Raw genomic sequence first — 20,211 nt, 5'->3', positions numbered from 1 at the left:
GCGGTGGAGGTGGGGCCGCCCCTCATTCGGTGATCTCCCGCGGCTTGCCCAGGGCGTCCAGGGCCCGGTGGTAGTCGGCGACGACGGCGGGGTCGGAGACCCGGGTATAGAGGCGAGTCGATTCCGGCGAGGCGTGACCGAGCCGCTTCTGCAGCGTCAGCTCCCGCATCCCGCCCTCCCACATGCGCGTCGCGTGCGTATGGCGCAGGGCATGCGGCGTCACCCAGGGCTCGCGGATGCCCGCCCGGGTGCAGGCCCGGGAGAACATCCGCACCAGCCCGTCGTAGCCGAGCGGCTCCAGGCGCCGGGTGCCGCGGCCCCCGATCAGGAACACCAGCCGGCTGTCGGCGTCCTGCGGACGCTCGTTCATCACGTAGGCACTGACCGTGGCCAGGGTCTCCGTCTCGTGCAGGTCGACCACCCGCTCCTGGCGGGACTTCGACCGAGCCCCCTTGGGATGGTCCTCGCGGTGCCGGACCACCACGCGCCGCCGACCGTAGGTTAGATCATCCAGATGCAGGCCGAGAACCTCGCCAGGCCGCAGCCCACCGTTCAGCATCAGCAACACGATCGCCCGGTCACGCAGTCCACGCAGCTGCGCGAGCAGTGACTCGACCTGCTCGTCGTCCAAGGGACGGGGCACCCGCTGGACGGTCTTGACGCGCACCGCGCGGCGGACCGGACGCTGCCGGCTCGCGCGCCCCATGAACGGGCGGTGCCGCTCGGAGACCCGCTGCAGCGCGGGGTCGGGGCGCTTCTCGATTGGATTGGCCCGCTCCAGCAGCCCGGCCAGGATCGCGTACTCATAGAACGAGGACACCGCGGCCAGGATCCGGTTCACCGTGCTCGCCGCGAGCTTGGTCGCCGGACCGTCGGCGCCCATCGTCACCACCGACAGCGTCATCCGGCGACGTGGCCGACGCGAGGGCACCGACCGCAGGTACTCCAGCAGGGCGATCGCGTCCGGAGGGCCGAAGCGGTCCCAGCTCAGACTCCGGCTCTCGAAGAACCGCCAGAGATGACGTAGGTCGTAGGCGTACGAGACCAACGTGTTCGGCGAGCAGTCCCGGGCCTTGAGGAACCGCAGGAACCCCGCAACGACCTCGACCGGGTCCTCGTTCTCGTCGAGCAGCTCGACCACGGTCGAGCCGTCCTCCTGACACCGCCGCCGTACGCGCACGGACGCCCCCAGGGCCATCGCACCTGACGACCGTGACGGCCGCCCCCGACCCTCAACGAGGGGAAAGGTGTCCAGGTAACCAAATAGGACGCGGTATCGGTGACGATCATCTCCGGACGGCGGCCGCCATCGCGGTCGTCGAGGACGTCCAGCACGTACAGGGAGTCGCGCGGGGTGCCGGCCACGACCTTCCCGCCCAGGCCCGCCGCCTGGTCGTTGATCATGTTGAGCCAAGTGGCGCCGCCGCGGCGACCGAAGTACTTCGGGTTCGGCCGTGCGTACACGCTGGGGACGGGGACGACGAACCGCATCCCGTCCACCGAGGCGACCAGGCCCCCGCCCCAGCTCTGCGCGAGCCCGATGGACACCTGGTGCTCGATGAGGGCCGCGTTCGCGGCCCGGTACGTTGCCAGCCGCAAGTACGTCTGGTCCACGTGGGACAGCCGCCCGTACTTCAGCGGGTCCGCGCCGCCCATGACCGGGGTGTAGCCGACGTTGCAGCCGTGGGCGACCAGCAGGGCCGCGATCGTGACGTGCAGGTCCTTCAGCCGGGCCTCGCCGCCGGTGACCGAGGCGAACGCCTGGTCGGCGCCGGTCCAGGAGAAGACCTCCAGCAGCACCTCGGGCAGGTCCACGCGCGGCAGCATCGCGTTCACCGCGGCCCGCAGGTCGAGGAGGGAGGCTGGTTCGGGCTCCGGCTCCAGGGCGGCAAAGTGCAGGCGGCCGTCGTCGTCGAAGACGATCTGCGCGTTGTCCGGGACCCGGGCGGCGACCTCCCGGTAGGTGCCGTCCAGCAGCGCCGCCCGTGCCTGAAGGTGGCCGCCCGCTTCCTCGGGCAGGTTCAGCGAGGCCAGCACGGTCGGGCGGGCCTGCTGCCACGCCTGCCCGGCCAGCAGCTTCGCCCGCGGATCACCCCACTTCGAGGAGTTCTTCGCGAAGACCTGCTTGCTGCGAAGCATCCGGTGCAGGTGCTCCAGCACGCAGAACGTGTACGCCTACCAGTCCACCGTCCCGGGCTCCAGGTGCGGCGCCGCCAGCACCAAGCGCCGCCACGAACCGCTTAGCAGGGCGGTGTCGATCTCGGCCGGGCCGACCTTCTTGCGGCCCATCAGCTCCGGCAGCGACAGCAGCGCGGCCAGCACCGGCTCACCCTCCGGGGTGGCGTCGAAGTCCACCACGCTGACCAGCAACTTCAAGAACGGCCGGACCGTGCCGAACCGGTTGACCAGCATGGCCCGCCATGCCTCGTCCGCATCCGAGTCCAGCGGCGGGGTCAACTCGAACAGCGTGGCGATCGCTGCGGCCAGCTCGTGCCGGGGCACCACCTGCTCGATGGCCGCCCACATCCCTTCCAGGCTCTCCACCTTCGGCGGGGCGATCTCCCCCGTGTCCGTATCGACCTGCTCGGAGGTAGTGTCGAACACGACCTGGAACGCGGTCGCCAGCTTCGCCGACGCCCGCTCCACCCGCGGCAGGGTCTTCAGCTTCTCCTTCGCACTCTCGCGCTCCGCCTTCGCCAGCAGCTTCGTCGCGATCAGCACCTCCAGCGCGTCGTCCACCGCCCGCGAGGTCAAGTACACGGTGGTGGCCAGCAGCGTCGCCAGGCGGCGCGTGTCGGAGTGCCGGCGCAGCAGCGACGCCTTCCCGTCCACCCCGTAGCGCGACAGCTCCGCCAAGCGCCGTGGCGGTATCCCCGACACGTCCACAGCGCCCATTCCGAGCGCGGCGATCTCCTCCGCCCGCTCCAACGCCCGCTTCATCTGCGGGCCCGACACCCGCACCGGGCCCCGGCGCAGCCGGTCCAGCTCCGAAACCCGCTCACCCGGCGGCACCGTCAGCAGGGAGTCCAGCACCGCCCGCTGCCCGACGCCGAGCATCCCGTACAGGGTGTCCCACAGCCGGTGGTTCGCCGCTTCCCGTACCGAGGCCACCAGCCGCGTCAGCGTCGTCACCCCCGGCAGCAGCACCCGCCGCTCGCGCAGCCACCCGGCCGCCGCGTCGAACAACGCCTTCGGACCCTCGCCCGTCGTCCACGCCCGCGCGTCCACCCACTCCCGCAGCTCGGCCTCCGCCTCGGCGAACTCCCGGTACTCCAACACCCGCCGCAGCTCGCGTACGTGCTCCAGCCGGGTGTTCTCCCGCTCGCCGTACACCTTCAGCACCGACGGGTCACCGACGCCGAGCTGCTCGGCAAGGTAGTCCACGACCTCCGGCGGTACGTCCACCGGATCGTCCAGGAACACCCCGAGATACCGCGCGGTCGTGAGCTGGGCCGCGAACCCCAGGCGGTTGTGTGCCCGCCTCTTGGACTCGATCAGCTCCCGGTCCGCGTCGTCCAGGAAGAAGAACCGCTCCAACTCCGTACGGGACGGCGCCCCGCGATACGCCGCGTACGCGGCAGCCTGCTCATCCGTCAAAAACTCGACCGGCACCCCGGACCTTCAGACAGTCGATCAATACGACTGCCGAAGGTTCATCTCTCACAGAACCCCAGGTCAAAGCCCACATCGACGCCAGGCAGGCTTAGCGCCGGTTTTCGTTCCGATGTTCCTCAGCCCCCGGGAGCTGCGGAGCGGCAGACTACCGCGATGCGCGAGCTGTCCCGTTGCGCGTTCCCCGAGCCGCCCGCTGTGCCCGATCGATGATGTCAGCAGTCACCATCGAGCACCTGCCGGGTAGCCACCAGAAACTCTCTCCGTGCCGCATCCAGGCGCGTGGACTCGCCAGCCATGAGGTCCAGCATCGCAATCCGTCCATCGGCCATGGTGTCTCGCATCAGTACCTCGACTTCCCGAGACGGCATCCCCAGGCGGCTTCGTAAACATGCATCTGCTGCCTCATAAGACCGGCCTAGTACTGCAACGGTGCTTGCTGTGACTGGTGGCCAGGTTGGTCGTTGGTGTGGTTATGGGTGGGGACCTTGCTGATGTCAGGTTGTGGGCGGGCGAACTGGAAGCTGTGCATGGGCGGTTCGTGCACCGTTTCATCAGGTCGGAGCCGCGGGAGTCCGCACTGGCTTATATGCGGGGCTTGATCGCTCCGCTGCAGCGGGAAAACGGCTGGACGCTGGCGGAAGAAGCCGGCCACGCAGGCCCGGACCGCCGCATCCACCGGATGCTGAACCGGATCGAGTGGGACGCTGACGAGGTGCTCGAGGGTGTGGTGGAGGCCGTCGCCCGCGGCCTCTGCAGATCCGATGCATGCCAGACGTGGGCGTCGGCCTTGGTCCCCGGCGCCGGATACGGGCGCTTGCGATGACCAGGCGGGTGTCCGCGTCGATGATGACCTGCACGCTCGCCGAGAACCGGTAGTTCCTTGACGAGGCGCCAACCCTGCGGTCGCGCACCGGGATCAAGGTTGCGGGTGTACGGAGTCCGTCGGAGGGTTCGGGTTCTTGCTCAGCCTACTCAGCCGCAACACCGTGTGCCCGTCTGACCACGTTCCCGTCCTGCATGACGAAGTCAGAGTGTTCCATTGCCGCGATGTCTTCGAAGGGGTTGCCGGGGATGGCCACCAGGTCCGCGAGTGCTCCGGGCGCGATGTGCCCCAGGTCTGGGCGGCGTAGGAGTGTGGCGGCTTGGGTCGTCGCGGCACCCAGGGCCTGCCGGGGGGTGAAGCCGTTGGTGACGAGGGTGGGGAACTCACGCCAGTTCTCCTCGTGCGGGAACATCCCGGCATCCGTTCCGAAAGCGATGGGCACGCCGCTGGCGGCAACATCAGGTAGGCCGGCCCGGAGTGCGTCGGCGTGCTGTGCGTAAGTCGCCCGAAGGCTGTCGGGGCGGTCCTGCCAGAAGAGCTCATCGTCGAGTCTGTCCACGTAGTACATCTGGGCGTACTGGGTGGGTACCACGACGATGCCCGCGTCGGCCGCCAGACGGAGCGTAGCGGCGCTGGCCAGGCAGGCGTGTTCAATGCTGCGCACGCCCGCGCTGATGGCTCGTCGCACGGCCTCGTCGGAGAAGGCGTGGGCCGCTGTGGGAAGATTGCGGTCTGTAGCGGCCTGGACGAGAGCGTTCAGCTCCCCTTGAGTGAAGCCGAGGTCAAGAGGGGTGTCGATAGGGGATGAGAAACCCCCGCTCACAGCGGCCTTGATCCAGTCGGCGCCAGCGCGTGCCTGGGTGCGTACCGCTTGTATGACCGCGTCGCACCCGTCGGCCAGGCTGCCGATCTCCAGGCCGTAGCGCCCCGCGAGATGGGGTGTCTTGTCCCCGTGGCCACCGCGCGCGGAGAGCATGTTGGGGGCCACCATCATGCGTGGGCCCGGGATCAGACCATCAGCGACAGCCCGCTTGAGGGAGACGTTCACCGGCTGGTCCGCGCCGCCGAGATCGCGGACCGTGGTAAATCCGTGAGAGAGAAGACTCCGCAGAACCGGCACCGCGCTGAGTACCTGGTACGACAGTGGCTGGGTGTCCAGTGCTTCGTCCACGACGTGCACGTGGCAGTCGATCAGTCCCGGCAACAGTGTGTGCCCGGGGAGGGCGATGACGTCGGTGTCCGGACCCGGTGGGAGGGACGCCCCGGTCTCGGTGATGCGGCGGCCGCGCACGCGTACGTCGATGCCGGCGATGGGCTCAGGCATGTGCCCGTCCCAGACCAGCGATGCTCGGAGGAGCTTCTCGGGGGCCTCCTGTGGTCGCATGCCTGTCTCCTCCACACTGGTGCCGGTGAGGGCGTTCCTACTCGGCCGGTCGGCGCGCTGCGTTACTCGCCGCTCGGTTATCTGCAATGGGGACGGCGAGGGCGTCGACGACGGCTGCTAGTCGTCCCCGGTTGGCGCGGACGATGCGACGCTGCCGCTCCGCACCGGTTCCCAGCCGCTCAGAGCGGTCCAGCCACGCCTGTACCGGAGCCAGGTCGGCGTACTGCTCCAGCCGTCCCGCCACGTGCTCCCAGAGGCGGTCGACGACCTGCCGGGCCGGCCGCGGGTGCAGGTCGGGCGCGCTCGTGTCCAGAAGCTGACCGGACAGTCCCCAGCGCGCCGCCTGCCAGCATGCTCCGCGCAGAACGGCATCATTCACGTCAGGCAGGGCCTGCCCGTCGTGGACAGCGTCGAGCGCCACAGTGACGAGTGCGCGTACGAGGAGGGCGAAGGCGAGGGTGTCCGCCATGTCCGGCATGACGTCGGCGACTCGCACCTCAACGGTGGGCACGTGCCGGGAGGGGCGGACCTGCCAGTAGATCATCGCCGCGTCCAGGGCTGCCCCAGTGCCGACGAGACTCGCGACCACCTGCTCGTAATGGGCGGCGGAGTGCAGGAAGGGCGGCGGTCCCGCGGTCGGCCAGCGGTCCCAAAGTACGGAGCGCCAGCTCGCGTACTCCGTATCCGTGCCCTCGCAGAAGGGTGAGTTGGCCGTCAGGGCGATCATCACCGGCGCCCAGAGCCGCAGATGATTACTCACCTGGACGGCGTCCTCAAGATTGTCGACACCAACGTGCACATGGCAGGAGTTGACACACTGATTCCACGTGAGCGGGCCAAACCGCTCCTGGATGGCGTGATAGCGCGGGCGGTCCAGGATCGGAGGCGGTCCGGGATCGCCCAGCACGGCCGTGCCACTGGGCACGAGCAGGCAGTCGTACTGTGCAGCCGCGTTCGCCGCACCTGCTCGCAACCTCTCCAGCTCCGCGGCCAGTTCCTCGCCGCCGCGGCAGACCCGACTGACGCTCTCAACCTGTACGCGGGACATTTCAGCCGTCATGTGGGTCTCCCCGAGCTGCTGTCGGGCTTTGTTCACCACGTCCCGAGCCCGGGGGGCGGCACGGCGGGTGCGGTAGTCGGCCAGCGCGAACTCCTCTTCGACCCCTACCGTCGGTGCTGCCACCCGGGCGGGGGCGAACGGCCGGCGACTCATCGGCGCTTGCTTTCTGAAGCGTCCAACGGGCGTAGGGTGGCCGTGAAGTGACGGAGGTGGCGCGGCTGATGCAGCACCTCGTACCCTGTCAGGCGCTCTGCGTGGCTTGCCACTCGTCCGACGGCCTCGGCCACGTAAGCGAGGTGGCTCTGCGTGTAGACGCGGCGGGGCAGCGTCAGCCGCAGCAGCTCGCGCTGGGCGGCAGGCTCGCCCGACGAGGCGTAGGTCCCTGCCTCGAGGCTCCCCATCTCCGCCGATCGGACTCCAGCGGCCAGGAACAGTTCGTTGGCGAAGGCCACCGCGGGGAACTCGCGTGCCGGAATGTGCCGCATCACCGCGCCGGCGTCGATGTACACGGCATGACACGCCGTGGGTCGCATGACGGGAAGCCCTTCGTCCGCCAGTGCCCGGGCGAACGCCTCCGCCGCGCTGTACCGATGGGCGAGGTACCGCGGTTCTGTGGCTTCGATGATGCCACGGGTGAGGGAAGCGAGGTCCCGGCCGGCCATCCCGCCGTACGTCGCGAACCCCTCGGTGGCGACAACGAGTTCCTGGCACCGCTCGGCCAGCGCGTCGTCGTCGATGCTGAGGAACCCGCCCATGTTGCCGAACGTGTCCTTGCGCAGACTGCACAGTGCACCGTCCGCGGTACGGAAGAACTCCCGGGCGATCTCTTCGGGTGAGGACTGTGGAGCCTCGCCCCGTAGAAGGTTCAGGTAGGCGTTTTCCGCATAGCGGGCCGCGTCCAGGAACAGGGGAACCCCGCGGGACCGGCACAGATCTGCGACTTCACGGGCGTGTGAGAGGGCCACCGGGTGCCCCCCGCCTCCGTTGTCGGTCAGCGTGAGGAGGACCAGTGTCGCCACCAGAGGCAGCCACCTCTTCGGGCCAGACCGCCAGGTCGACTTGAACGGGTAGGGACTGTGGAAGTCCCTGGCCTTCGTAGTTCGCGTGTCGACTGGTCTTCCGCCCGCCAGGACGACATTGGCCGCAGTCGTGTCGTAGTGGCCGTTGGAGAAAGAGACCTTGCCTCGTAGCTCCATCGCCTGGAACAGAACGCGCTCGCCGGCCCGCCCCTGATGCACGGGCAGGATGTGGCGGTGACCTGTGAGGTCGCGCACACGGTCTTCGAATGCACGGTACGACTTTGCGCCGGCGTACGCCTCGTCTCCCTCCATCAGAGCCGCCCACTGGCCAGCGGACATCGACCCGGTCCCGGAGTCCGTGAGCAGATCGATGGTGACGTCCTCAGCGGAGACCCGGAAAAGGTTGTAGCCCGCCTCCCGCAAGCTCCGCTCTCGATGCTCCCTGTCCGTGAAAGGCAGTGCTTCGACCGCCTTGATGCGATACGGCTCCATGGCGCTCAAGCGGTACTCCTCGCAGGGGGATCCATCGGCATGCCGGTGCGGATGGCATCATCATCAGGTGCAGCCATCGGCGGACAGGGGAGATCGCGGGCCGGGCAATGCAGCTTCTTCCAGGGGAATCACTAAATGCAGGAAAGTCAAGCCTGCATGCGTAGGAGAGATGACTGAAAACCTACGTCTGAGGTACCTGCGGCGGCTTCATCATTCCCTCTGTCCATAGAGTGCATGGCGTAGGCAGTCTGCAGTCGGGGCACCGAAGCGATCATCTTTGCCGTATAGCGCCACCGGCTGAACTGTGCACTTTACGGAACCAGGATATCCGTCTATCGGGGCCGCGTGAAAGCCCGCAAAGTCCCCGCGTATCATTCTGGCGTTGTCAAGCGTCAGCTGTCTTACTGGGAGAGAGACAGGAGCAGTAGAGAGGATTCCTCATGGATGTGCTGGCCGAAAGTCGCTCACCCCGCCGGATGTCCGGTGCGGCAGCCGCGCTATCCATGCTGGAGCGAGCCGGGGTGAAATTGTTGTTCGGGATACCGGGTGGGGCAAATCTTCCGCTCTACCAGACACTCAGTGAATTCCCCGGACTGCGGCACATACTGACCCGGCACGAGCAGGGAGCAGGGCACGCGGCATCCGGCCACGCCCAGGCGACCGGCACCCTCGGCGTGTGCCTGGCCACATCCGGGCCCGGTGCGACCAATTTGGTGACTGCACTGATGGACGCCCACATGGACTCGGTCCCCGTCCTCGCCATTACCGGCCAGGTCGACAGCTCACAACTGGGCACGGCGGCCTTCCAGGAGGCCGACATCTGCTCCATCGTGGCACCTATCACCAAGTACGCCGTCGAGGTCACCAGGGCCACCGATGTCGCTGATGCCGTCGGTGAAGCCATCCGGTGCGCCCTCACCGGCCGCCCCGGCCCGGCCCTGGTGTCCATCACCAAGGACGCGCTGGCGGGCACGGTCCAGTTCGTTCCGGCTTCGTGGCCCGATCCGTGTCCCGCCGAGCCGCCCCAGCCGACCCCGGCGCTGATCGAGCGCGCCGCCGAACTCTTGCTGGCCGCCAAACGTCCGGTTCTGTACGTCGGTGGTGGCGTGATCAAGGCCGATGCCGCAGCGCCCCTGCGCGAGCTCGCCGAGACGCTGGACGTGCCCGTCGTGACGACGTTGATGGCACGCGGCGCCTTCCCGGACACCCACCGTCAGCACCTGGGCATGCCGGGCATGCATGGAACTGTGGCGGCGGTCGCCGCCCTCCAAGCGGCCGACCTCGTCATCGCCGCAGGTGCGCGCTTCGACGACCGCGTCACCGGAAAGCTCGATTCCTTCGCCCCACGCGCGGCCGTCGTCCACATCGACATCGACAACGGCGAGCTGAACCGCAAGCGGCGCGCCGACGTGGCTTTGCACGCTGACTGTCACGCGGCCTTGACCGCCCTCACTGACCAGGTGCGTCGGTCGATGCTCGCCCGAACCACCAGCCGAGGCCTGGGGGACTGGTGGGAGCGGCTGGACAGTTGGCGCTCGCGCTATCCACAGGGATACCAGGACCAAGGTGACGGACTCATGCCTCAATACGTCATAGAGCGGCTGGGAGTCCTGACCGCGGGGCCTGGCACCGTATACACCACTGGTGTCGGCCAACACCAGATGTGGGCCTCGCAGTTCATCCAGCACAACTATCCGCGTGCCTTCGTCAACTCGGGGGGAGCCGGCACCATGGGGTACGCCTTGCCGGCGGCACTGGGTGTCCAGGCGGCTCTTCCCGACGCCGAGGTGTGGGCCATCGACGGGGACGGGTCCTTCGCGATGACCTGCCAGGAATTGGCCACCTGTGTCCACGCCGACCTGCCGGTGAAGGTCGCCGTGCTCAACAACGCCTCACTGGGCATGGTGCGCCAGTGGCAGGACCTATTCCACGAGCAGAACTTCGTGGAGACGGACCTCGATTCGCCGGCCAAGCCGCCCAGTCCGGACATCACCGCACTGGCGCGGGCCTACGGTTGCGCAGTCCACCGCTGCGACCACCCTGAAGAGGTGGACCGTGCCGTGCTGGCTGCCTCCGCGATCCGTGATCGTCCAACGGTCATCGAGTTCGTGGTATCCAAGAGCGCAATGGTGTGGCCCATGGTCCCCCCTGGCGTCTCCAACGACGAGATCGAGATCGCACGCGGCCTGCGCCCCCACTTCTGAACGCAACACTGACCACCGGTTTTCGGGGACACCGTCGCCAGAGCCCCGACCACGGCACTCATGGAATGGAACGGAACCATGGCCGAAGCAGACGACCCGCGCTCCAGCGAGGACGCGCTCCGCGCGGCCTTCCCACCCGACCAGGCCCCAGCTGCCCACCATGTACCCCTAGCCCGCGGACTGCTCCGTGAGGCACTGCCCGACCTGGCCAAGGATGTCACGTACGTCACGGTACGTAAGATCGTCCTGCCGCCCGGCGGCACCACTGAGTGGCACTACCACCCCGGACGTTTGCTCATCGTCGTCGACCAGGGAGTACTCACCCATACCTACGCCGACCTCGACGTGGAGACCATCACCGCCGGCAGCTGCTTCGTCGAGGCCCGCGGCCCTGAGCACGCTCACATCGGCACCAACCTCGGAGACACCCCGCTCGTCATGCACGCGGTGTACTTCCAGCCCGGACCAGAAAGTCCCCTCGCCGTACAGGTACCCGCACCGGTCGAGCCGCCCCGGCGTGCACCATGACCCACCGGCTTCAGCGCAAGGCTGTCGTGGGTCTTCACTGCGGACAACGCCGAGCACCGCCGGGTCAGGGCACGCCTCGAGCACGCTTTCCGCCCGTATGGAGGCCTGGAAGGTCTTCCGTGACCGCCGTCAGAGGGGCCATGGTCTCCACTACGCTGTGGTTACCATGCACAACCTCGCGCTCGCCGCCTGAACCAGCAGGTCAGCAGCCCACTTCAGGCCGAGTCAACGCTGCCTTCTGCGACGGGCTTTAGCTTGACTCTGTCGGGGATCTTGGAATTTTCCGGTGCGGCAGCATGGTCAACGGGCATGCTCGGGTAGTTCCGCCGACCGATGTAGCTGTTGAGGTGCCTGTTGTCCCTTCGCCCCCGTTCCGGTGAGCAAGTCCCGCTTCTGACTGGCACGTCGCGCGGGTAAGCGACCCGGGTGGCACGACGGCGATATGGGACGTGCAGCCCACCGCCCCGGCCTGGTCCGGCAACGGCCGCAGCCCCGCTACCGCGACAAGCCGTCCCCGGTGGCGGCGCTGGCGGTCGGCCACGGGCGGCAGGCGTTCAGCGAAGTGACCTGGCGTGCAGGCTCACGCGGGCCGATGCGCTCGCGCTTTCTGGCACTGCGGGTGCGGCCGGCCGGAATCCGGGCCCGCCGTCTGGCCCAGGCCGCCGCCACTGCCGAGCGCGGCCGCTGCGACGGTGTCCTGCCCGACGCGACGCTGCTGGCCGAATGGCCCCAGGACACCGAAGCGCCCACCGACTACTGGCTGTTCACCCTGCCCGCCGGGCCCCGCTGGCCGAACTCGTCCGCGCTCGAGGGCCCTCCTGAGCAGCACGTAGGGCTTGGCGGCGACCTGGCCGTCGCCCTGGAGGTAATAGCCCTCCCCGATGCGTACCGGGTCGATCGACTCATAGGACACGAACGCGGCGATCTCGATCGCCTTCGCGGTAGGGAGCGGCATGTCGTCCAGCTCGTGGTCGGCGATGGCGACGATCGTGTCCTTGTTGACCTCGTACCCTTTGCCGATCTCCGCGGTCGACACCTCGCGGTCCTCCAGCTCGCAGATCTTCCGCGTGCGGACCCGGCCCATGTCCTCCAGGTGGTACTGGTGGAAGCGCAGGCTGTGGTTCTCGGTCGCGGGGAGCACCTTGATCGGGATGGTAACCAGGCCGAAGCTGATGGCGCCGGACCAGACAGGGCGGGGCATGGCGGTACCTCCATGGACGGCCCCGAGGTGACCAGCCTAGGAAGGTGCGCCGTCGCTCGCATGCTCGGCCGCGCCGCCTTGGCCGTGTGCTGCCGCATCGTGACCCGCGTGGCGGGCCGTTTTCCTCAGTCCAGTACGCCGAGCTCGGTGTCGGGCCGGCAGTGGATACAGGCGGCGACGCCCTCATTGAGGGCCTGGCGCGCTTGGGCCACGTCGGCGCCGCGGCTGCGTTTGCCGGCCATGTGGCATCCGCCGACGTGCACATACACCGGGGGCTTGCCCTGGCCGATGCCCAGCTCGATCAGCCAGTCCGGAGCCGGAGGCCGGGCCTGCTGCCCGCGGAGCCGTTCCGCCTCTCGCCGTTCCTCATCCGCGATCCACCGACGGGTGCGTGCCAGGTCCCGCTCCTGGACCCGTTCCAGGAAGCGGAGCACCTCGATACGGCGGGTGTCGCTCATCGCGCGAGCCGGTAGTTCCTCCAGCTACCGCTGTCGGCGCGCACGAGGGCGCCGGCCTGCTCCAGGCGGCGCAGCTGGTAGTGGACAGAGGAGGGGCTGGACAGGCCGATGGCGGCGCCGATCTCGCGCACGGTGGGGGCCTCGCCGGTCTCCAGGACGCGGTCGCGGATGCAGGCCAGGACCGAGCGCTGGCGGTCGGTGATGTCCCAGGAGCGGCGGGTCATGACGGCTCCTGGGCGCGTCGGCGCAGGTCGGCCTGCTCGGCCCGCGGGACGTCCTGGACGAGGCGGCGGGAGAGGGTGATGAGCCGTCGTCGCAGGGTGGTGTTGTGGCGGGCGCGGGCGTGGGCGAGGGCCTGGTAGGTGCGTGTCCAGTCGCGCTGGGTCTGTACGAGGTCGGGGGAGTAGTTGTTGTGCACCATGCCGTCAGTAGAGCATGTGTTCGATTTTCTGGGCCAGTCGTCATCACCGGGACGCGACTGACGAGGCGGCGTGCTGACCGTGGCCGTGCGGGCCGATGCCGCCCGCCCCATGGCCCACTCATCCTTTAAGGGCCGGGCCACCTGCCCGTCCAGGGCGTGAAGCCCCTGGCGAGCCGGCCTTTCTGCAGCGCACCGCGTCCGGGGTGAAGAGGTGGCTGCTCTGTCCCCGTGGGGGGCGGGCCGCTTCCGCCCAGCGCGTGGGCGGCTGGACGGAAGCGGGGCGGTCCCCTTCGGTTGTTCTTGAGCACAAGGAGGCCGCCTGGCCTTCCAGACCGGAAGGTGCAACGCCCGGGGAGGCGTCGTATTCCATGGTGCGCCATCATCCCGGCACCGCAACGAGAAGTACGTTTTCGCCTCCAAAAGCGTTCATTCGGCCACCATTTGTCGCTGTTGCTGCTAGTTCAGCAAGCGGAAACCGGGTGGGGTCCGCGAGGCCATTGTTCCGTAATCTCATGATCACGTTGAGTGGCGTGCGTCTGGCGCACCATGCTGTCGTCCAGCTCCTCCGGGGCGCTTGAGCACCGCCCCGGAGGAGCCCTTTCCAGACCCCTGATCCCTTTAGGGAAGGTGCGATGACAAGCAAGCAGGTGCTGGCCGTGACCGTTTTGGCTGCGGTCCTTGTGTGGAGCACGGTGATGACCGTGCTGGGGCAACTCGCGGCAGTGGCCGCGCTGCTGCCCTCGCTGGGGCTCCTCATCCAGCAGATCGTCTCCGCGCTCAGCGGCCCGAGCGCACGGCAGAGCGCCACGCCGGCAGCCGGGGACTGCTAGGGGGACTACCGGAGTTGAGGGGGCGTCACGGTGAAACCGCCTCAGGTACCCCACCAGTCCGGAGGAGACCCTCCCAGCCGCCTCGGACGCCCGCCGGGACCGATCGCCGAGACGGCGGGCCAGGTGCACCGCACCTGGCTGGAGCCGGTCCGCGACCGGCTCGTGGCCAGCGGCCTGACCCTCGAAGGCCTCGTCAGCCGCTCGGGCTACTCCAAGACCAGGCTCTCCGAACTGCTGCGCGGCAAGGGCTACTACCCCGGCTGGGAGATCACCTACAGCGTCATACGCGCTCTGGACCTCCCCGTCAGCCCGGCGCTGCGGCTGTGGGCAGCCGCCGCCGAGGAGGCCGACAAGGACAAGGACTGGATCAAGAACCGGATCCGCGCCGTCCCGCCGCCCACCGGGGAGGACCAGCCCGTCGCCCATCTCGGTCTCACTCAGGCCATGTGGCAGCCCTACACCGCCTACGCGCGCGCCTTCCTGCAGTCCGAACAGCGCGCCCGCCAAGTCGTCGTGGAAACCTCGACATCCTATGGCTCACCTGGGACACCGCCACCCTCACCCCGGACACGACCCGCCACGCCTGGCTGCTGCTGCGCTCCCGGGTCCTGGCCTGCGCCCCCAAGCGGCCCGACGGCCGACCCGATCTGCGGGCGGCCGCCTTCTCCACGGTGGTCCAGGCCGACATCCCCGACCTCGCCGAGCGCCTGCACCGCATCGACGTCCAGGCCCAGTTCTTCGACACCATCACCCGTCTGCCACCGGACCAGATGGACGTCACCATCCTGCGCTACCTGTGCGGCATCCCCGCCGACGCCGTGCCCGGCATCGTGGGCCTGCCGCCGGCCATCACCCACACCCTGGACCACCACGCCCGAGGGGCCCTGCACGAACTGCGTCCCGATCCCGAAACCCAGGAGTGATCACCCCATCATGAGCACCGTCGACGCCCTCCTCGCCCAGTCACTGCTCCTGCCCCACCCCCACGTCCCCTCCGACGTCGTCGGCTACGACGACCTCGGCTACGCCGGACTCACCGAGGACTTCCTGCTGCGGGACGGTGAGGGTTCCCAGCCGGCTGACGACCGCGCCGCACAGAACCTCACCGCCCTATGTGAAGCGGTCGTCGCCCGCTGCACCATCGACCAGTTCGCCGACTTCCTCACCGAACAAGTCCCCCAACCGCGCGCCGCCTGGATCCTCGGCTGCACCCTGCAGCTCGCCGGCGCTGACGACGGCGCCCGCTTCTGGTGGCAGTACGCCGCAGGCGCCGGCGACGTCCCCGCCGCCTCCTACTGCCTCTACCTGCAACACCTCGCCCGCGGTGACACCTACGCCGCTGCACTGTGGCAGGACCAGGCCGTCGGCCATTGCCCGCAAGACGGTGACACCGCCGACACCGGCGAACCCGCCCCGGCCTTCCAGGTGATGACCGCCGACACCAGCCTGGCCACACTTCTGCGTGTCCTGAGCCGGCTCAGCCGCACGAGCCCGCGCACCCAGGCAGCCCAGGCCGTCATCGAATTCGTCGCCGCTTCCGTGACCGCCAGCTACGACCAACACCCCGACCTGGAGTTCCCGGTGCTGGGCCCCGAGTTCGTCGAGCAACTGGTCATCCTCGCGGCGTCCCTGAGCGACCGCCCCGACGCCGCTGAGACCGTGTCGGCCGAGGAACTGCCCAACCGGAGCGGCTGCGCCACCGGCCACCTTCCGGCACCTGGGCGCAGGCAGGGCCCCGAGAGCTTGTTGGTGGAAGTCACCGCCGACGACCACGAAAGGGCCTCAGCCCGGATGTTCTTCAAGGATGCGGTCGCTGTCTGCTGGGAGAAGGCGATCCTCGCCAGCAGTGCGAACGGTACCGCCATGGCCTACTATCTCAAACGCTTCCGCGCCCGAGCCGCCCTGGCACGCTCTCCCGCCTCGGCCTTCGCGCCCAACGCCCGCCCCATGTCGCACCTTCAGCCCTCTGTCCGATACAGTAGATCTTGAACTGGTCGCCACAACGCGCGGCAACCGGTAATGCGTTGGTGGTCCAAGGAAAGACGCCCCGCTTCCTGCGGGGAAATGCAGGTGCAAGGCCTGCCCGGCGCTCGATCAGAGGCCCGTACACGCACAGCGTGTACGGGCCTCCTCGCGTCTACGCTCACCCGCGGCGCGCTCGAGGGCATGGCGATTCGTTGCCGCCCGTGCTCACCGTGCCTCCCCAGCCGCCGCCTCCGCCGCCACGTCGTCGGTGGTCGCGGCTGACCGGCTGGCTCGGTCGTCGCAGCAGACGCCGCTGATCGGTACGGCCTGGCGTCCGATGATGATGCCGTCAATGGCTCTTCCCGTGGAAGCGCATGAGAACCCGTCCTACCTTTTGAGGCGGGACTGGTGCTCACCGAACCTACCGGGATCGAGCTGCCCGGCGTCGCCTCGCTGGCGCGAAGGCGTCGATCGTTCCCGCACCCCTACCCGGCGTGATATCCCATCTCTGGATACGGCCTGCGAGTTCCTTAAGACGAGAATCCCCAGGCCTGATGGCGATTTGGAAGTGAGACTGCTTCACGGGTTGAAGATGCCCGCCCCACGCAATGACGCCTTCGCAGTCTGCAAGTATGTCTGTAACAACGATCTGCTCAGCTCTGCTCATTCCGGTGTTCTTGACGTCAGCTCCCAGCGGGTAGTGCATGGGCCGGATCGCGATGGCCGTGCCCGACAGATAGTTCGACTCGAATGCCGAGGCGAACTTACGCTCCATCGTGTACCCCTGGAGGTCACCCGGCATGAGCATGTCGGCTTCATAGGCGAACCGGCGCGCGACGTAGAGCAGAACTGCTGCGACGTCCCCCTCCAGCAAGGAAACATCGACATTGGTGCCTTCGACCCGGAACTTCCTGGCATGGTCGAGTATGGGCCAACCGTTTTCCGATTCTCGTTTGGTCCAGGCGCGCTCGTTGGTGTTAGGAGTGGCCTGCGCTGGGCCGGCGGCCGCGACGGCTATCGCTGCGCCAGCCCCCAGGCTGAGCATCCGTCTACGCGTCAAGCTCATTGTCATGGGGGGCCCTTCTGCGCTGAGAGCGGTTGATGAGTAACAGGGCGAAGCAGACGGTGGCACAGGCCAGCCCCATATAAAGCAGGGGCGTGGTCCAGAACGACACATCGTTGGTGCTGTGTCCGCTGCTCCAATGGCAGGTAACGGAAGGGGGGAAGTGGTGGATGGTCGCTGACGTCAAGGTGTAGTCCCGCCCAACGTCCACGTAGTCGCCACTGGCGGTCTTCGTTGCACAGAGGTCGAGTGGGTGCGTATAGGCGAGACCGTAGAAGGTCCCGGCACCGTAAGCGGCGAGAGCTAATGCACTTCCGACGGCAGCCAGGCGAGCCGACCGTGTGGGCTTCCTCCTGGTCACCCACAGTGCGTATGGGAACGCTGCGATGATGAACAGCAGGAGGGTGATCGCGGGCGGGCCGAAGAGTGCGAAGAGTTCCATGCGTCCTGACGCTACTTCGGTCCAAGGAGGCGTCGCTGATTGGCCTGGTACTGAGATCGCCGGAGTGTTTCCGTGTTGGCGTGCTGCATGAGGTTGTTGCCGAACGCGTTGCACCACGCGTTGAGCTGGTCGTCAGGGAGGAGGTGGGGCATCAGGGTGGGTATTCCGCCGAACTTTTGGATCAGGGCTGCGCGGCCGCTCTGCAGGATTGTCCCGTCCGTACTAAGGGACATGTCCGTGAGGATCTTCTTCCCCTGAGCGGCTGCTTCACTTTTGGTGCCACCGAACCGTTGGTGCAGGTAGTCCCTGAACCGGGTGAGACCGCCGCTGCCCCGGTAGTGATCGCGGACCGCCTCGACGATGGTCTTACCGTCACGTAAGGCTTCGGCGATGAGGTATCCGTCGGCGTCTTCGACGAGGTCGGTGAACCCGAAGGTGGAGGCCACACCGATCTTTCCCATCTTCTCATTGACGTAGGTGGCACCGGAGGCGTAGGAGTCGTGGTCCCGCCGCCATTCGCCGTACAACGTCATCAGGTCCCCGCCCCAGCCGGCGACGTCACCGAGACTGATGTTGCCCGCCGGGTTGGGCTTGGCGAACGGCCGGATGGGTCGTCTCTGAGGATCGCACGAAGAGAATTTCTGCGGCAGAGCCATCAGGGTGCCGACCAGCCTGGTCGGGGGCGGGCCGAAGTCGCTGATGTCGCCCCTATAGACGTAGATAGGCAGCGAACGACTGCTGCCCGTAACCATAGGCAACCAGGGCGCACCCCGGCGGGCACGAGACCGCTACTAACACTATGAAACGTCGCAAAACGGACAGTGCTATTTGCGTCAAGAAGTCCAGACCAAGGGGGCTCCCGGTGCAGTGCAACTGGAACCGGCGTGATCGGAACGCTAACTCCCACTTGGAACGGAGGGTCGTGAAATGGCCTCTTGCTGCTTGGTGACCTGCGGTAACGCCATAGTTGTGCACCCAATTGTTTAAATCTGTGCGGCTGGCTCATCGAAGGTTGGAGAGACCTTCAAGGGGCAAAGCGGCAGCATCAGGCCACACCCAGATACGCCTCTCCGCGGCCACCTGCGGAGGCTTCTTGCCGTCGGCCTCGGCGTGGATGACTTCCTCCAGCACCGCGGTGTAGCGGTCGGTGGCCCAGTCTGGCCACTTCGAACGCCGGAAGCTCTTCCTCGGGACCTGCGCCCGCGCCTACGGCACAGCCGGCATCCACGAGCACGCCTGCTTCTCAGAACAACGATCGTGTTTCCGCTCCGGAGGCTGTTGCGGGGAGGGGTTTTTCACCACTGAGCCTCGGCATGCACGAACTGTTCCTGCGCCAGACGGAACTGTTCTTGAGTGTGCTCGAACTGCCGCCGGGCAAGGCGGTGACTCCGGTGGGTGTAGTACAGGCCGAGGCTGGCGATGGCGCCCGCGAGCAACGCGACCAGCATTGTGCGGAAACCCGTAACGATGACGCCGTCCGCAGGCTGGAGCCGGGTGTGCCGCAAATGGCCTCCGTCGAACCACCAAGGGCCCTGCCACAGCAGGGCTGCGAAGCCAACCACCGCGAGGAGCGCCGCTCCACAAAGAGCAATGCGTTTCAAGGGCCCCCTACAAGGGGCAGGAGCACAAGCCCCTCCTCGGCGCCGACGGCAAGCCCTACGACACCCGCCAGTCGCGCGAGACCGGCCACGGCGACGGCGTCCGCGCCAACCGCGTGTACGGCCACGTCAAGGCCTACGGGCGCGGGGTCAAGGACGGCTGGGCCGACCAGGAAGCGGTCCGCAAGAAGGACGAGCAGCGCCTGGACGCCGCGCACAACAAGCACAAGAAGTCTCAGGCCGACGACAAGGAGCAGGACATGGCCGATGCGACACCCCTCGAGGTCGCCAAGATCGACGCCTCGCAGCTGACGCTCGGGGACGGCACGAGCATGAACCGCAAGGAGGTGCGCACCTACAAAGGCTTCCAGCGGCGCCTGGAGGCCAAGTCCGAAGCCATGGCGAAGGTCGCCGAAGCCACCAAGGCGCTGCAGGCCGGCGCCGAGCAGCAGGCCCAGGAGATCGAGCAGCTCCTGGAGGACGCCAAGGGCGTCAAGGGCGGCGAGAAGCTCGTCAGCCACCTCACCAAGCTCGCCGAGAAAGCCAAGATCCAGGCGGGCAAGGCCGAGAGCTGGCCCATCGAACCCGCGCCGCTGCAGGCATCGGTTCTTCCGCGACGCCGGATACACCAGGCCGCCTAGGAGGCATCAGCCATGTCCGACCTGACGTACAAGCAGCTCCGCGCCCAGGTACTGGCGTACGAGAAGAGCCTGGGCAAGAGCGCGGAACAGATCCGCTCCCAAGCAAAGATCATCGACGATGACGCCAAGGACACCGGCCGCCTCGCCGACCAGATCGCGGGCAAGTCCGTCGACCCGGAGACCATCGGCGAGACCCGCGACCTGATGAAGATCACGGCCGGTGTGTCCGAGGGCGCCAGCGAATTCGCCTCCGCCGCCGATGACACCGCCAAGCAGGCCCGAGCCGCCGCCGACCAGGCCAAGACCTCCTACGGCGGCCTGCAGGAGGCCATGGACCGCTCGAACCTGATCGGCAAGTACGACATCCACGCCGACTGGCTCACCCAGGAGTAGCCCCACCCCGCAGCACCGCCCAGGGGCGGGCCCGGATCTACCCCCGGGCCCGCCCCTTCCCTCTCACCCCACCC

At 67.8% G+C, this 20,211-nt stretch carries 19 protein-coding genes and 5 pseudogenes; 10 read left to right on the top strand and 14 right to left on the bottom strand.

Annotation, left to right across the window (positions count from 1 at the left end; all coding sequences use genetic code 11):
- Nucleotides 1-22: 22 nt before the first annotated feature.
- Nucleotides 23-1,198, bottom strand: coding sequence for a tyrosine-type recombinase/integrase (locus KKZ08_RS00330; RefSeq protein ID WP_346657857.1), 1,176 nt, complete (start codon nucleotides 1,196-1,198; stop codon nucleotides 23-25).
- A gap of 65 nt (nucleotides 1,199-1,263) precedes the next feature.
- Nucleotides 1,264-3,612: pseudogene (locus KKZ08_RS38865) on the bottom strand (Tn3 family transposase); the annotation flags it as partial.
- Nucleotides 3,613-4,087: 475 nt separating this feature from the next.
- On the opposite strand from KKZ08_RS38865, the gene KKZ08_RS00315 reads away from it, so the two are divergent.
- Nucleotides 4,088-4,438 (top strand): transposase, encoded by a 351-nt coding sequence (locus KKZ08_RS00315; protein ID WP_346657913.1) that lies wholly within the window; start codon nucleotides 4,088-4,090, stop codon nucleotides 4,436-4,438.
- Here KKZ08_RS00315 and KKZ08_RS00310 read toward each other — a convergent pair.
- From KKZ08_RS00310 to KKZ08_RS00295, 4 genes and pseudogenes are all read right to left on the bottom strand, one after another.
- Nucleotides 4,434-4,538: pseudogene (locus tag KKZ08_RS00310) on the bottom strand (IS5/IS1182 family transposase); the annotation flags it as partial. The gene KKZ08_RS00315 and the pseudogene KKZ08_RS00310 overlap by 5 nt on opposite strands.
- 45 nt (nucleotides 4,539-4,583) lie before the next feature.
- Nucleotides 4,584-5,822, bottom strand: a complete 1,239-nt coding sequence (locus KKZ08_RS00305; protein WP_223772479.1) for an amidohydrolase family protein — start codon at nucleotides 5,820-5,822, stop codon at nucleotides 4,584-4,586.
- A gap of 37 nt (nucleotides 5,823-5,859) precedes the next feature.
- Nucleotides 5,860-7,035 (bottom strand): glutamate--cysteine ligase, encoded by a 1,176-nt coding sequence (locus KKZ08_RS00300; protein ID WP_223772478.1) that lies wholly within the window; start codon nucleotides 7,033-7,035, stop codon nucleotides 5,860-5,862.
- Nucleotides 7,032-8,393, bottom strand: a complete 1,362-nt coding sequence (locus KKZ08_RS00295; RefSeq protein WP_223778859.1) for a tryptophanase — start codon at nucleotides 8,391-8,393, stop codon at nucleotides 7,032-7,034. Before KKZ08_RS00295 ends, KKZ08_RS00300 begins: the two co-directional genes overlap by 4 nt.
- A 440-nt stretch (nucleotides 8,394-8,833) precedes the next feature.
- On the opposite strand from KKZ08_RS00295, the gene ilvB reads away from it, so the two are divergent.
- From ilvB to KKZ08_RS00275, 4 genes and pseudogenes are all read left to right on the top strand, one after another.
- Complete coding sequence (gene ilvB / locus KKZ08_RS00290; protein ID WP_223772477.1) at nucleotides 8,834-10,597, top strand: biosynthetic-type acetolactate synthase large subunit; 1,764 nt, start codon at nucleotides 8,834-8,836, stop codon at nucleotides 10,595-10,597.
- A gap of 78 nt (nucleotides 10,598-10,675) precedes the next feature.
- A complete protein-coding gene (locus tag KKZ08_RS00285; RefSeq protein ID WP_211827755.1) occupies nucleotides 10,676-11,125 on the top strand; it encodes a cupin domain-containing protein in 450 nt (149 codons plus the stop codon).
- Between the two features lie 42 nt (nucleotides 11,126-11,167).
- A pseudogene (locus KKZ08_RS00280) lies at nucleotides 11,168-11,318 on the top strand (IS5/IS1182 family transposase); the annotation flags it as partial.
- Nucleotides 11,319-11,571: 253 nt separating this feature from the next.
- Nucleotides 11,572-11,929 (top strand): annotated as a pseudogene (locus KKZ08_RS00275) (IS701 family transposase); the annotation flags it as partial.
- Here the strand turns inward: KKZ08_RS00275 and KKZ08_RS00270 are convergent.
- The 4 genes and pseudogenes from KKZ08_RS00270 to KKZ08_RS00255 form a co-directional block, all read right to left on the bottom strand.
- Nucleotides 11,928-12,326, bottom strand: a pseudogene (locus tag KKZ08_RS00270) (Ku protein); the annotation flags it as partial. The pseudogenes KKZ08_RS00275 and KKZ08_RS00270 overlap by 2 nt on opposite strands.
- A 125-nt stretch (nucleotides 12,327-12,451) precedes the next feature.
- Nucleotides 12,452-12,784: a DUF6233 domain-containing protein gene (locus tag KKZ08_RS00265; protein ID WP_223772476.1), complete on the bottom strand. Its 333-nt coding sequence runs from the start codon at nucleotides 12,782-12,784 to the stop codon at nucleotides 12,452-12,454.
- Nucleotides 12,781-13,008, bottom strand: coding sequence for a MarR family transcriptional regulator (locus tag KKZ08_RS00260; protein ID WP_223772475.1), 228 nt, complete (start codon nucleotides 13,006-13,008; stop codon nucleotides 12,781-12,783). The genes KKZ08_RS00265 and KKZ08_RS00260 overlap by 4 nt, the downstream gene beginning before the upstream one ends.
- Complete coding sequence (locus tag KKZ08_RS00255) at nucleotides 13,005-13,205, bottom strand: hypothetical protein (RefSeq protein ID WP_223772474.1); 201 nt, start codon at nucleotides 13,203-13,205, stop codon at nucleotides 13,005-13,007. The genes KKZ08_RS00260 and KKZ08_RS00255 overlap by 4 nt, the downstream gene beginning before the upstream one ends.
- Nucleotides 13,206-13,837: 632 nt before the next feature.
- On the opposite strand from KKZ08_RS00255, the gene KKZ08_RS00250 reads away from it, so the two are divergent.
- The 3 genes from KKZ08_RS00250 (at nucleotide 13,838) to KKZ08_RS00240 (ending at nucleotide 16,024) form a co-directional block, all read left to right on the top strand.
- Complete coding sequence (locus KKZ08_RS00250) at nucleotides 13,838-14,035, top strand: hypothetical protein (protein WP_223772473.1); 198 nt, start codon at nucleotides 13,838-13,840, stop codon at nucleotides 14,033-14,035.
- A 446-nt stretch (nucleotides 14,036-14,481) separates the two neighbouring features.
- Nucleotides 14,482-14,958 (top strand): hypothetical protein, encoded by a 477-nt coding sequence (locus KKZ08_RS00245; protein WP_223772472.1) that lies wholly within the window; start codon nucleotides 14,482-14,484, stop codon nucleotides 14,956-14,958.
- A 10-nt stretch (nucleotides 14,959-14,968) separates the two neighbouring features.
- On the top strand, nucleotides 14,969-16,024 hold the full coding sequence (locus KKZ08_RS00240; protein ID WP_223772471.1) for a hypothetical protein: 1,056 nt from the start codon (nucleotides 14,969-14,971) through the stop codon (nucleotides 16,022-16,024).
- A gap of 397 nt (nucleotides 16,025-16,421) precedes the next feature.
- Here the strand turns inward: KKZ08_RS00240 and KKZ08_RS00235 are convergent, their stop codons facing one another.
- From KKZ08_RS00235 to KKZ08_RS00220, 4 genes are all read right to left on the bottom strand, one after another.
- Entirely contained in the window at nucleotides 16,422-17,072 is a 651-nt protein-coding gene (locus tag KKZ08_RS00235; RefSeq protein WP_223772470.1) for a hypothetical protein, read from the bottom strand.
- A complete protein-coding gene (locus KKZ08_RS00230; protein WP_223772469.1) occupies nucleotides 17,050-17,505 on the bottom strand; it encodes a hypothetical protein in 456 nt (151 codons plus the stop codon). The genes KKZ08_RS00235 and KKZ08_RS00230 overlap by 23 nt, the downstream gene beginning before the upstream one ends.
- An 11-nt stretch (nucleotides 17,506-17,516) precedes the next feature.
- On the bottom strand, nucleotides 17,517-18,257 hold the full coding sequence (locus KKZ08_RS00225; RefSeq protein ID WP_223772468.1) for a hypothetical protein: 741 nt from the start codon (nucleotides 18,255-18,257) through the stop codon (nucleotides 17,517-17,519).
- A gap of 543 nt (nucleotides 18,258-18,800) precedes the next feature.
- Nucleotides 18,801-19,106, bottom strand: coding sequence for a hypothetical protein (locus tag KKZ08_RS00220; protein ID WP_223772467.1), 306 nt, complete (start codon nucleotides 19,104-19,106; stop codon nucleotides 18,801-18,803).
- A 113-nt stretch (nucleotides 19,107-19,219) separates the two neighbouring features.
- On the opposite strand from KKZ08_RS00220, the gene KKZ08_RS00215 reads away from it, so the two are divergent.
- Nucleotides 19,220-19,744, top strand: a complete 525-nt coding sequence (locus KKZ08_RS00215; protein ID WP_223772466.1) for a hypothetical protein — start codon at nucleotides 19,220-19,222, stop codon at nucleotides 19,742-19,744.
- Nucleotides 19,745-19,756: 12 nt separating this feature from the next.
- Entirely contained in the window at nucleotides 19,757-20,137 is a 381-nt protein-coding gene (locus tag KKZ08_RS00210; protein ID WP_223772465.1) for a hypothetical protein, read from the top strand.
- Nucleotides 20,138-20,211 lie beyond the last annotated feature (74 nt).

The organism is Streptomyces sp. 135 (genome assembly GCF_020026305.1).
In the GTDB taxonomy this organism is placed as follows: domain Bacteria; phylum Actinomycetota; class Actinomycetes; order Streptomycetales; family Streptomycetaceae; genus Streptomyces.
This window is presented reverse-complemented; position numbering and strand designations above follow the sequence as displayed.